This window comes from Virgibacillus halodenitrificans JCM 12304, from assembly GCF_001310895.1.
Lineage (GTDB): Bacteria > Bacillota > Bacilli > Bacillales > Amphibacillaceae > Virgibacillus_Q > Virgibacillus_Q halodenitrificans.
On sequence record NZ_BAZS01000058.1, the window covers coordinates 1 to 12569 of the forward strand.

Annotated in this window: 10 protein-coding genes and 2 pseudogenes; 10 read left to right on the plus strand and 2 right to left on the minus strand. The window is 34.5% G+C overall.

Going from position 1 to position 12569, the window contains the following annotated elements; genetic code table 11:
• Window positions 1-43: 43 nt before the first annotated feature.
• Window positions 44-364 carry an ArsR/SmtB family transcription factor gene (locus JCM12304_RS18310; RefSeq protein ID WP_060681927.1) on the minus strand — a complete coding sequence of 107 codons (321 nt, stop codon included), beginning with the start codon at window positions 362-364 and terminating at the stop codon, window positions 44-46.
• Between the two features lie 438 nt (window positions 365-802).
• On the opposite strand from JCM12304_RS18310, the gene JCM12304_RS18315 reads away from it, so the two are divergent.
• The 9 genes and pseudogenes from JCM12304_RS18315 (at window position 803) to merA (ending at window position 9477) form a co-directional block, all read left to right on the plus strand.
• A complete protein-coding gene (locus tag JCM12304_RS18315; protein ID WP_060681928.1) occupies window positions 803-1147 on the plus strand; it encodes an ArsR/SmtB family transcription factor in 345 nt (114 codons plus the stop codon).
• Between the two features lie 15 nt (window positions 1148-1162).
• The gene (locus tag JCM12304_RS18320; RefSeq protein WP_060681929.1) at window positions 1163-2461 is read left to right on the plus strand and encodes an arsenic transporter; all 1299 of its coding nucleotides are present in this window, start codon (window positions 1163-1165) and stop codon (window positions 2459-2461) included.
• A 15-nt stretch (window positions 2462-2476) separates the two neighbouring features.
• Window positions 2477-2914 carry an arsenate reductase (thioredoxin) gene (gene arsC / locus JCM12304_RS18325; RefSeq protein WP_060681930.1) on the plus strand — a complete coding sequence of 146 codons (438 nt, stop codon included), beginning with the start codon at window positions 2477-2479 and terminating at the stop codon, window positions 2912-2914.
• A gap of 75 nt (window positions 2915-2989) precedes the next feature.
• The gene (arsD, locus tag JCM12304_RS18330; protein WP_060681931.1) at window positions 2990-3346 is read left to right on the plus strand and encodes an arsenite efflux transporter metallochaperone ArsD; all 357 of its coding nucleotides are present in this window, start codon (window positions 2990-2992) and stop codon (window positions 3344-3346) included.
• A 13-nt stretch (window positions 3347-3359) separates the two neighbouring features.
• A complete protein-coding gene (arsA, locus tag JCM12304_RS18335; protein ID WP_060681932.1) occupies window positions 3360-5132 on the plus strand; it encodes an arsenical pump-driving ATPase in 1773 nt (590 codons plus the stop codon).
• 19 nt (window positions 5133-5151) lie between these two features.
• Window positions 5152-5433: a HesB/IscA family protein gene (locus JCM12304_RS18340; protein WP_060681933.1), complete on the plus strand. Its 282-nt coding sequence runs from the start codon at window positions 5152-5154 to the stop codon at window positions 5431-5433.
• Between the two features lie 39 nt (window positions 5434-5472).
• Window positions 5473-7118, plus strand: a pseudogene (locus JCM12304_RS18345) (FAD-dependent oxidoreductase).
• A 301-nt stretch (window positions 7119-7419) separates the two neighbouring features.
• Entirely contained in the window at window positions 7420-7812 is a 393-nt protein-coding gene (gene merR, locus JCM12304_RS18350; protein ID WP_060681934.1) for a mercury resistance transcriptional regulator MerR, read from the plus strand.
• Window positions 7813-7836: 24 nt separating this feature from the next.
• Entirely contained in the window at window positions 7837-9477 is a 1641-nt protein-coding gene (gene merA, locus JCM12304_RS18355; protein WP_060681935.1) for a mercury(II) reductase, read from the plus strand.
• A gap of 478 nt (window positions 9478-9955) precedes the next feature.
• Here merA and JCM12304_RS18360 read toward each other — a convergent pair.
• Window positions 9956-11529: pseudogene (locus tag JCM12304_RS18360) on the minus strand (LA2681 family HEPN domain-containing protein).
• A gap of 529 nt (window positions 11530-12058) precedes the next feature.
• On the opposite strand from JCM12304_RS18360, the gene JCM12304_RS18365 reads away from it, so the two are divergent.
• Window positions 12059-12310 carry a hypothetical protein gene (locus JCM12304_RS18365; protein ID WP_060681936.1) on the plus strand — a complete coding sequence of 84 codons (252 nt, stop codon included), beginning with the start codon at window positions 12059-12061 and terminating at the stop codon, window positions 12308-12310.
• Window positions 12311-12569: the final 259 nt, after the last annotated feature.

The window sequence follows — 12569 nt, forward strand, 5'->3', positions numbered from 1 at the left end:
ATCAAAAAAAGTTTATTTATATAATAAATAACTAAGATACCTGTTAGAAAATTTTACAACAAGTATCTTCAGATAAGACAACCTGTATTTGTTCTTCATTAATTTTATAATAGTTCCATGTACCATGTTTTTCGGGTATAAGTATATTGGCTTTTACTAATTTCTTTAAGTGATAAGATAGTTTTGATTGCTTTAACTCTAATTTTTCTTCTAAATCACAGACACACAAAGATTTATTTGGACTTTTACTAATTTCATTTATAATTTTTAATCTTATTTTATCAGCTAAAGCATTAAACATATTTTCATAAAAATCAAGTGCCTCATCTTCGCCTAATTCATTTACTTTTTTAATTAATTCCATTATTTCACCTCCAACTAATACATCAATTTTTTTTTGATTTATCAACAGTATATTATCCATAAAATTAAATTGCAACCTTTTTAATCAAATTTATTTGCTGAATTCCCCATAACTCCCTTTTAACACGATGTTCCGCATGAGAGTTGTTCGAAAAGGACTATAAAATTGGCTTTGTTTTCAACACTAGGATTTTAGAAAAGCCTGCTGGATTACAGGAACGGTGGGGAAAAGTTAGAAAACGCATCAAATTAAATATGAAGTTAAAAATCCAATAATTAATACATGCATATAAGGATTCTAACCTAAAGAATAGTAGTAGTAGGGAATAAAATAAAATGATTTCTTAAAATTTCATGTTTCTGTAGGTTAATCCATTGAACATATAAGCAAATAGTTATATACTATTTTCATAATAAATAATAATAAGGAGGGATATAGATGCTGCAAAAATCTTTTGAAATAGACAAAGCTGCGAACATTTTAAAACTGCTTGGTGACAAGACACGTCTAACGATGATGAAATTAATGGATAATCACGCTTGTTGTGTATGTGAATTTGTAGAAATATTTCAGTTCAGTCAGCCAGCTGTTAGTCAACACTTGCGTAAGCTTAAAGATTTAGGACTGGTAGTGGAAGAAAGGAAAGGACAATGGATTTTCTACTCGGTAAATAAAAATAATGAGTATTATTCATTCATCAAACCGATTCTGGATCAATTGCCAAGTCAAGAAGATAAACTAAAAGAGTTGGAAGAAAAGGGTACACGAATTACTTGTTGTTAATTGGAGGTAAAAACATTGTCATCAACGCTTATACTCGCAATACTCATATTTGTAGCAACCCTCGTCCTAGTCATTTGGCAACCAAAAGGTTTAAATATTGGTTGGTCTGCAATGGGAGGAGCAGTTATAGCTCTAATTGTAGGAGTCGTAGGGTTTAGTGATGTAATCGAAGTAACACAAATCGTTTGGAACGCCACATTGGCATTCGTAGCAATCATTCTTATTTCTTTAATTTTGGATGAAATTGGATTTTTCGAATGGGCTGCCTTACATATGGCCCGTTTTGCAAAGGGTAATGGAATAAAAATGTTTGTCTATATCAGTATATTAGGTGCGATTGTTGCTGCCTTGTTTGCGAATGATGGTGCAGCGTTAATTCTTACACCAATCGTACTTGCTATGGTACGTAATTTAAATTTTAAAGAAAAAATGATTTTTCCGTTTATTATGGCAAGTGGGTTTATCGCTGATACAACATCATTGCCATTCATTGTAAGTAACTTAGTAAATATTGTGTCTGCAGACTTCTTTGGTATCGGATTTGTTGAATATGCTTCACGAATGATTATTCCAAATTTATTTTCATTAGTTGCAACCATTTCCGTGTTACTGATTTATTTTAGAAAAAGTATTCCAAGGTCGTATGATGTTTCTAAATTAACCGAACCTAGAAATGCTATTAAAGATCATAAAATGTTTCGTCTATCTTGGTATGTCCTTGGCTTATTAGTAATTGGATACTTTACCAGCGAATTTATCAATATACCTGTTTCCGTTATTGCAGGAACCATTGCTATCTTCTTCATAATTATGGGTAGACAAAGTTCTGCAGTAAATACAAAAAAAGCTATTAAGGGTGCGCCGTGGGATATTGTGTTCTTTTCCATCGGAATGTATGTCGTAGTATATGGATTAGGAAATGCGGGACTCACCACTGCTCTAGCAAGTGTCATTCAAACGGTTGCCGAAGAAGGCTTATTTATTGCTACTGTTGGAATGGGGTTCATTGCTGCTTTTCTATCATCCATTATGAATAATATGCCAACAGTAATGATTGACGCCCTAGCAATTGCGGAAACAAATACTACTGGCGTATTAAGAGAAGCACTTGTTTATGCAAACGTTGTTGGATCAGACTTAGGTCCAAAAATCACACCAATTGGTTCTTTGGCAACATTAGTATGGCTTCATGTTCTTTCACAAAAAGGAATTAAGATTTCTTGGGGAACATATTTCAAGACGGGTATTATTTTAACAATACCAATCCTATTTATCACGTTACTAGGTCTATATTTAACATTAACTATATTTTGATAAAGGAGTATTTATATGGCTAAAAAAACTATTTATTTCTTATGCACAGGAAATTCATGTCGAAGTCAAATGGCAGAAGGCTGGGCAAAAAAGTATCTTGGAGATGAGTGGGAAGTAAGAAGTGCAGGTATTGAAGCACATGGACTAAACCCAAATGCTGTTAAAGCAATGAAGGAAGTTGGAATTGATATTTCTGACCAAAAATCGGAAACCATTGACAAAGAATTTTTAGACAACGCAACAATTGCAGTAACCTTATGTGGTGATGCAAAAGATCGTTGCCCAATGACGCCACCGCATGTAAAAAGAGAACATTGGGGCTTTGATGATCCAGCTAAAGCAGAAGGTACAGAAGAGGAAGTGTGGAAAGTATTTCAGCGTGTTCGTGATGAAATTGGTGAACGAATCAAACGTTTTGCTGAAACGGGAGAATATCAAGAAGTTAAGCCATGAGAATATCCTCAAGGCTTAACTATCTGTTAACATATAAGTATATAGTTATATACAAATAATTGGAGGGTATAACGTATGAAAAAAGTAGAAATCTTTGACCCAGCTATGTGCTGTTCAACAGGTGTTTGCGGACCAAGTGTTGACCCAAATTTAACAAGGGTAGCTTCAGCCGTTTATTCACTGGGACAGAAAGATGTAGACATTAAGCGATTTAATTTAGCTAATGAACCTGCTGCTTTTGCTGAAAATGAAACGGTTAATCAGGTTCTTCAAGAAAAAGGAGCAGATGCACTTCCGGTCACACTTTTAGATGGGGAAGTAGTTAAAGTGGGTGAATATCCAACCAATGAAGAATTTGCGGAATGGTTGGAAGTACGTGCAAAGGAATTGACTCAGAAACCTCGTGTACGTGTTTCCGTAAAACTCGACTAAAGGAGATCTTAAAATGTATACACTTTATAATCCGAAACAGCATGTTGAAACACCTTATCTATTTTTCACTGGCAAAGGTGGAGTTGGAAAAACATCTGTAGCATGTGCAACAGCAGTTGCACTTGCTGATCAAGGAAAAAAGGTTTTGCTTGTCAGCACGGATCCTGCTTCTAATTTGCAGGACGTATTTGAAATCGAGTTATCTCGTGAACCTGTTGAAATTCCAAGTGTGAAAAACTTATTTGCCAGTAATATTGATCCAGAAGAAGCTTCAAGAGCATATCGAGAAAAGACAGTTGGCCCATATAGAGATAAACTTCCTGAATCGGTAGTCAATCAGATGGAAGAACAGCTTTCTGGAGCGTGTACCGTAGAAATTGCTGCATTCGATGAATTCTCTCATTTATTAGCAGATGATGGGATATTTAGCGAATACGACCATGTTTTATTTGATACAGCTCCAACGGGCCATACGCTTCGTTTATTATCTCTGCCGACAGCATGGTCTGGTTATTTGGAGGAAGCAACACATGGGGCTTCTTGTTTGGGACCATTATCAGGCCTTGGTGATAAGAAGGCTATGTATCAAAAAGCAGTTGAATCCCTTTCTGATGGTGACAAAACAACACTAATTTTAGTTGCCAGACCAGAGGAATCCACCCTGATTGAAGCGAACCGTGCATCATTAGAACTTGGAGACATTGGCATCCAAAAACAAATGCTTATCATAAATGGGTTATTGCAGTCTTATGAAAAAAATGATGAGGTATCTACTGCTTTTTACGAAGGGCAGCATGAAGCATTGACGAAAACACCAGAGGAATCGAAAAAGATTCAAACCTTCTCATTACCTTTTGTATCGTATTCGTTAACTGGTATTGATCGCCTTCGTCAGATTGTGAGTGATGCTCCTTTAGTTAAATTCAAGGAGGACGATCAGGGTACTGAATTTGCACCACTTTCTGAACTAAAGGATGTAATTGATGATTTTTCATCTAAAAATACTCGTGTTATTTTTACAATGGGTAAAGGTGGAGTTGGAAAAACATCTGTTGCTGCAGCAATTGCAGTTGGATTGACGGAAAAAGGGCATAAAGTTCATTTAACAACAACTGACCCAGCAGCACATCTGGATTATATGTTCCAAAACGGTACTGTTAATGAGAATCTATCCATCAGCAGTATTAACCCAGAAGTAGAAGTGGAAGCCTACAAAAAAGAAGTAATCACTAATGCTGGTGAATTGAATGATGACGAACTTGCCTACTTACAGGAAGACCTTGAGTCTCCATGTACGGAAGAGATTGCGGTGTTCCGTGCTTTTGCCGATGTAGTAGAAAGGTCTGAACAAGAAATTGTTGTTATCGATACTGCACCAACCGGGCATACGTTGCTTTTACTTGATTCATCGGAGGCTTATCACAGGGAAATGAGCCGTTCTACTGGTGAAATTCCAGAAAGTGTGAAAAAGTTATTGCCAAGACTGCGTAACCCAGAAGAGACAGGGGTAGTCGTTGTTACATTGCCAGAAGCAACTCCTGTTTTTGAGGCAACACGCTTGCAGGATGACTTAAAGCGAGCAGAGATAACTCCAAAATGGTGGGTCATCAATCGAAGTTTATATGCAACAGGAACAACAGATAAAGTATTAAAAGCACGTGCAGCATCGGAAAGGCAATGGATTAAGAAAGTACAAGAAGAATTAGCTGATAATAGTGCGTTAATCCCTTGGATGAAGGAAGTAAAAATAGGCTATGACCAATTGAAGGAATTTGTTCAACTTTAAAAAATAAGGGGGAATTATAATGAATATCACAGAAAAGGCTAAAAATAAATTACAGGTTATTTTTCAAGAAAAGGGTGCAGAAGGTATTCGCTTTTATTCGATGGGAGCAGGATGTTGTGGACCGCAATTAGGAATTTCTTTAGATGCGCCTGAAGAAAACGATATTGTTGAAGAAATTGATGGAATTAAAGTGTCCATTGATAAAGATGTTAAAGATACAGTAGAAGGATTAACATTAGATGACGATGAAACACCAAACGGTTCGCAATTTGTGTTACTAGGAATGGATCAGTGCTGCTAAGAATAGACATCAAGATAAGATCTGGAGGATTATAAACATATGAAGATAATTATTATTGGTTCCGTTGCAGCTGGTACATCTGTTGCTGCAAAGGCACGCAGAAACGACGGAAACGCAGAAATTACGTTATATAATGCAGATTATGATATCTCCTATTCTATTTGTGGAATCCCCTACTTTTTAGGAGGGGAAGTAGACGAGTTAGAGACACTAACACCTAGAAGTGCTGCATGGTTTAAAAAACGTTACAACGTGGATATTCAAACACGTCATGAAGTGATAAAGATAGATCCAGATAAGAAAGTAATTACAGTTAAAAATCTAGATACAAGCGAGACGAAAGAAGACAGTTACGATACCTTGGTATTTGCAACTGGTGCGACTCCAATTACTCCACCAATTAAAGGGGTGGAGATGGAGCATGTCTTTCATGTCCGCAATATCCAAAACACAGCATCTATCAACTCGTTTATGGTTTCAAATAACCCGAAAAAGGTCACCATTATTGGTGCTGGCTTCATCAGTCTTGAAATGGCAGAACAATTGACTCATAAAGGATTAGAAGTAACGATTGTTCAGCGCAGTAATCAGATTATGCCACATTTGGATAAAGATATGGCTTTCCGTGTAGAGGAGCATATCCGAGATAACGGAGTAAACTTGTTATTAAACGAAGAAGCAACTGTGATTACGGAGAATACTGTGGAAACGAAAAGTGGCAATGTCATTGATTCCGATATGGTCATTTTAGCCACTGGTGTTAGACCAAATACGAAACTAGCAAGAGATTTAGGCGTGGAATTAGGCACATCTGGAACGATTAAAGTTAATACCAAGATGCAAACGAATCTACCTGATATTTATGCCGTTGGGGACGTAGCAGAAAGTTTTTCGGTTATAACTGGAAAACCTATATACCGTCCGTTAGGTCTACAGCTAATAAAATGGGACGTATCGCTGGTGATGTTATTACTGGTGGAGATTTGGAACATCGGGGCATTTTAGGGACAGGAATTTTAAGAGTATTTGACTTAGCGGTAGGCTATACCGGGTTAAGTGAAAAAGAGGCTAAGGCAGAAGGTTTTGATCTTGAAGTATTACACAATATTAAACCAGCAAGAGCAGAATATCTGGGTGGTAAAGAATTAGTAATTAAGGCAATTGCCGATAGGAAAACAAGCCAAATTTTAGGTGTGCAAATCGTAGGTGAAGATGGTGTTGATAAGCGAATCGATGTATTTGTAACAGCCATTTCCTTTAAAGCAAAAGCAAAAGACTTGTTCCATCTAGATTTAGCATATGCACCACCATTTAGTACAACGAAAGATCCGGTAATGTATACAGGTATGGCTTTACAAAATGCGATTGATAAGAAAAATAAACTGATTACCCCACAAGAATTAACGGACCGAATCGAGAACGGTGAGCAAATACAAATTATCGATACAAGAGCAACGAAGCAGTATGAGGTATCGAAAGTGGATGGAGCAGTAAATATGCCACTAGCAAAGTTGCGTAAGGAAGCGAAGAATTTGGATCCTAATATCCCTACCGTAACGTACTGTAACAAAGGTGTAACTGGAAATGCTGCGCAAAATGTGTTAATAAATATGGGATTTAAGGATGTATTTAATCTTTCTGGTGGGAATAAGAATTATCAGAGTTTTAATAAAGGGAAACAATAAAATTTATAGAATGTAGATAAATATAATAAAGGGTCTTCAGAATATATAGTGGAATTACTATTTTAATGCCTTTAAAACAATTAATGTTTAAATTGGATTATTTGGTGGAATGTTAAGTTGTGAAAAAATTAAAATGGTCCGAACCAAGAGGGATATTCAAATTATTGTATAGAAGAATTTAAATGTTATCTTGTAACTAATGACTCATATTAATTGAACAAGAAATAGAAAAGTTTGATAATATATTTACTTGACCGTGTACTATGGTACACGGTTTATAATTTTTATGGGGTGAAATAAGGTGATTTATCGAATTAGTGAGTTCGCAAATAAATGTGGAGTTAACAAAGAAACTATTAGATATTACGAACGAAAAAATTTATTACAAGAGCCTTACCGAACGGAAGCTGGTTATCGGATGTATTCAGATGATGAAGTGAAGCGTGTTGGGTTTATTAAGCGAATACAGGAACTTGGATTTTCTTTAAGTGAGATTTATAAATTACTTGGCGTTGTAGATAAAGATGAAGTTCGTTGTCAAGATATGTTCGAATTTGTTTCTAAAAAACAAGAGGAAGTTCAAAAGCAAATAGAGGATTTAAAACGTATTGAAACTATGTTAGATGACTTAAAACAACGATGTCCAGATGAAAAGCAATTACATTCGTGTCCAATAATAGAAACATTAACATGAGAGATTAACGAAGGGAGCTTTATTATGATTAAATTTAAGGTAAACATTCAAGGAATGACTTGTACGGGTTGTGAAAAACACGTGGCATCAGCACTTGGAAATATAGGTGCTAAAAATATTGAGTCTAGTTTTCGTCGTGGTGAAGTCGTATTTGAATTGCCCGATGATATTGAGGTTGAAAGTGCAAAAAAGGCGATTGATGAAGCAAATTATCAAACTGGAGAAATTGAGGAAGTATCATCTCAAGAAAACGTGGCTTTAAGTAATGAGGACAACTATGACCTTCTTATTATTGGTTCTGGCGCTGCTGCTTTTTCTTCGGCAATTAAAGCTATTGAATATGGTGCAAAAGTTGGAATGATTGAGTGTGGAACGGTTGGGGGAACCTGTGTGAATATTGGCTGTGTTCCATCAAAGACTCTTCTTAGGGCAGGGGAAATCAATCATTTATCAAAAGAAAATCCGTTTATAGGTTTACAAACATCTGCTGGAGAAGTGGATTTAGCTAGTTTAATCACGCAAAAGAATAAATTGGTGAGTGAACTTCGGAATCAAAAATATGTGGATTTAATTGATGAATATGGCTTTGATTTAATTGAAGGTGAAGCAAAATTCGTTGATGCTAGTACGATTGAGGTCAATGGGGCAAAGTTATCTGCAAAACGCTTTTTAATTGCAACAGGTGCATCTCCCTCGTTACCACGAATTTCAGGACTTGAAGAAGTGGACTATTTAACTAGTACAACTCTACTTGAATTAAAGAAAGTACCAAAACGGTTAACGGTGATTGGTTCAGGATACATTGGAATGGAGCTTGGACAACTATTTTATCATCTAGGTTCAGAAATAACACTAATCCAAAGAAGTGAGCGACTTTTAAAAGAATATGATCCTGAGATTTCAGAGACAGTTGAAAAAGCCTTGATTGAACAGGGAATAAAACTTGTCAAAGGGGCAACTTTTGAGCGTGTTGAACAAAGTGGAGAGATAAAAAAGGTTTACGTAACAGTGGATGGCAGTAAAAAAGTCATTGAATCAGATCAGTTACTTGTTGCTACTGGAAGAAAACCAAATACGGATTCTTTAAATTTAAGTGCTGCAGATGTTGAAATTGGAAAAAATAATGAAATCCTGATCAATGATTTTGGTCAAACAAGTAATCAAAAGATTTATGCAGCAGGAGATGTGACGTTAGGACCGCAATTTGTATATGTAGCAGGCTATGAAGGTGGAATTGCTACTGATAATGCTATCGGTGGGTTAAACAAAAATATAGATTTATCAATTGTTCCTGCTGTTACGTTTACGAATCCATCGGTTGCAACGGTTGGTTTAACAGAAGAACAAGCAAAAGGGAAAGGGTATGATGTGAAGACATCTGTATTACCCTTAGATGCTGTTCCAAGAGCAATTGTAAACCGTGAAACCACCGGTGTATTTAAACTAGTAGCAGATGCAAAAACATTGAAAGTATTAGGGGTCCATATTGTATCTGAGAATGCAGGAGATGTCATCTATGCAGCGACATTAGCTGTTAAATTTGGCTTAACGATAGAAGATTTAACAGAAACCCTATCACCATATTTAACAATGGCTGAAGGGCTAAAATTAGCTGCACTTACGTTCGATAAAGATGTATCGAAATTATCTTGTTGTGCAGGCTAAGGCAACCTTTTTACAACTTCTTATTCAAGTAAACCGGCTAATAATTACTAAAGGGTGCAGTAGTTAAGCAAAGTCTACAAAAGGATTCCATAAACTATTTTCCAATCACCTATTATATTAATGCTTTAAGGAATTTCTAAGAGCATTTGTGGTCACAAAAATAATTTAGTACTGTACGTCTTTAAGGCCATGTGGCATTCAAAGAACAAGAATATCAAATCGAGACTCCTAAATGGCTTGGAATAGATGAAATACACATTATCCTTAAACCTCGTCTTCTTGTACTGACTAATATCGAACGGAATCTTATAAAGATGCAGCAAATCTTATTATTTTAAGTGGGCAAACTATCAACGAGAGAGGACAAAAAATAAGGAAGTAAATACTTCCTTATTTTTATGTCTGAAATACAAGTTGCACTAACATATTTTATTATTTCCAAAGATATATAATTTATTCAAAGAAGGCAATCTAAAATTCAATTTAGCTGTTTCCAATCATCATCGTATTGATCCATGTGCATCGGCATAATTAAACCATCTGACGCACTTTTCTTTCTAAGTTCCTCTACGTGTACACCCATAGTCAATAATATAATTCCTTCACGTACATAAGAAAGTAGTTTCATTGCAGCATCATTAAATTCATCAACCGTAATGGAATAGGCCAACGGATCATCCTTATTTTCTCGTAATTCCTCTGTAATTGGATACAAAAGAGTGTCATGAACCTTTAAATAACGATGCTCTAAATGATGTCGTATTTTCGAAATATGTACGATAGCTGGTTCTATATAGTGATGTTCTACCTTTTGCTTTCCAATATCTTTGCATAACCAGTACAGACCGATTAATGGGAGATTAAATGTATCTTTTTCTGTCATCCTATTCTTTAAATCGACTTTTAAGTTGTAGGAGTTTTTCCCTTTTCTAACTTTGTCCTGCCAGATTGTTCGATAAGATACATCTCTTTCCTTGATTCCAATTTCAAAATAATCATTTATAAAAAAGGAAATACGGTCAAATAATGAATATAAACTTCTATAGCATATTTCAATTTCTCAATTGAAATGCCATATACCGGATAATCTAATGTATTGACAAGGTGAACATCTCTATCCGAAAAATGAGACCCTTGAAATGAAATGGCATCAAAAATCATGAATCTAGCAGATACATATTCTTGTTTTATTTGATTAAACAAACCATGAAATCTTGGTCCCTCATCGATTTTTGTAATAATATTAGGCAGATGAAGGATATCATGTGCAGAGATGGAATAAGGAAAGGCATCGTTTAAAGTATTCAGAAACAATGTATTTTTAATACACCATTTTCGGTAATTGATTTCATCATCGGAATCCCCTAATGAGTATTCTTCAAATTCGTAAGGTTTCTCTAGATATTCTATTGGATACCATTGTTTTAAACTAGCTTTTAAACTTTTATAATGCTCAGTTGCATACTCTTCTATATCATTGAATTCCAATACTTCTTTTAATAATTGATAGGATTCATTAGCAAGAACTGAACGATGACCATTATCATAGTCGAGCGAAGCATAATCCATTAAAAATCCAGCAAAGTTTCCTATAGCCATTGGAAAACCACTACCAACTCCAATTTTTAAATATGATAGTGCCTTAATAATCCTACCGCATGTATTCAATACGTTTGCATAGTTAGTATATGCCATTAATAAATAATTTCCAAGGTGATAAGATTCCTCTGAATCTTCTTTTATTTCGTCTCTTTCCTGATATGAAGTTAAATTTTCTATAGATAATCGAAACAATAATAAACACATTTCAAAGTCTTCTTCGTTATTACTCTTCTCAGAATAAATTAATAAACCTTTATACTTTAGGTGGATATAGTTACTGTAGGAAGTAGCCCCATGGTAAGCTAAAATTCCTTTCTCAAGGCGATTATACTTTCCTGTTTCAACTCGGTTTAAACAATCCTCCGCTATTTTGTGTAAAGTGTCTATATCTCCCTCATCGAAAGCTTTATCGGCAAACATTCCTAAAGTATGCACATCATCGTTAATCATAACTTTCTCCCCCGTTTAGTTAGATAAAATATTTTATTACATTTGCTCATTCTATAATTATAACCTCTTATTAAATTTTGAATAGAAGTTCATGGCTATATATCAACCAATTATGACTACAAAATAACTATTTATGGGATAAATGAATAAACTAATATCTTATTTGGCATAAATTGATAAAAAGGAAATGATTTTTAAAACGAATATTATAGAAGATAACTTACCATGAATCCTCTGTGTGTCAGATGATAAACTGTTGTTCAAGGCTTAGTTATGCTTTGAAAGTTATCATACTCAACATAAAGCAAGCGTCTCAATTTATGAAGCAATAGTTTTATCACATGGATATACTTATACATTTCTATTTTTTAAATTATTAACCACAATAAGGCGGTGTGACATATGGACAATATGGATATTGAACATATCATAAAAAATGCCTCTTTTGAGGAATTACAGGAAGCTACCTCATTCAGAGAAAACAATTATATTGGATAGATTATATTGTAAGTTCCATTGAAAAAGAAGGGTGGCGGAAATCTTATTTTCAAAAGGATACACAATTAAAAAGGTTGAGAATGTTTTAGTTTTGGGGGACGGAGAAGCTGCGCTCATAAAGAAGCATTTAGATCAATATGGGATAATCGATAGTCAATCCATTCTAAAAATATTAACAAAGACTTATCGGAGAGCGACTTTAGTAATGGTCATTGAACAAATGATAGATAAGAAGTGTGACAAGGATGTAATAGAAGATGTTATAAGTTTATTAAAAGAATAGTTTTTGAAGTTGTTTTATAACTAAGAATTTAATCAAAAAAGTAATATGTATTGTAATAATATTTAATGATAAAAAACATAATAAGATACATTAGTATCTTTAAATTACTATTACAAACCCTTACGTGGTAAGGAATTGAATAGTTTTTATGATAATTAATTTTATTGATACTATAAATTAAATGTCTATAATATAAAATTAATAAATCTAACAAAAAAATTTTATCTTAAAATATAAATATTAAACAGATACTATAAAA

Excerpts from the sequence above, each read along its gene's own strand:
- JCM12304_RS18310 (WP_060681927.1), bottom strand. The coding sequence starts at position 364 with ATGGAATTAATTAAAAAAGTAAATGAATTAGGCGAAGATGAGGCACTT.
- JCM12304_RS18315 (WP_060681928.1), top strand. The coding sequence starts at position 803 with ATGCTGCAAAAATCTTTTGAAATAGACAAAGCTGCGAACATTTTAAAA.
- arsC (WP_060681930.1), top strand. The coding sequence starts at position 2,477 with ATGGCTAAAAAAACTATTTATTTCTTATGCACAGGAAATTCATGTCGA.
- arsD (WP_060681931.1), top strand. The coding sequence starts at position 2,990 with ATGAAAAAAGTAGAAATCTTTGACCCAGCTATGTGCTGTTCAACAGGT.
- arsA (WP_060681932.1), top strand. The coding sequence starts at position 3,360 with ATGTATACACTTTATAATCCGAAACAGCATGTTGAAACACCTTATCTA.
- JCM12304_RS18340 (WP_060681933.1), top strand. The coding sequence starts at position 5,152 with ATGAATATCACAGAAAAGGCTAAAAATAAATTACAGGTTATTTTTCAA.
- merA (WP_060681935.1), top strand. The coding sequence starts at position 7,837 with ATGATTAAATTTAAGGTAAACATTCAAGGAATGACTTGTACGGGTTGT.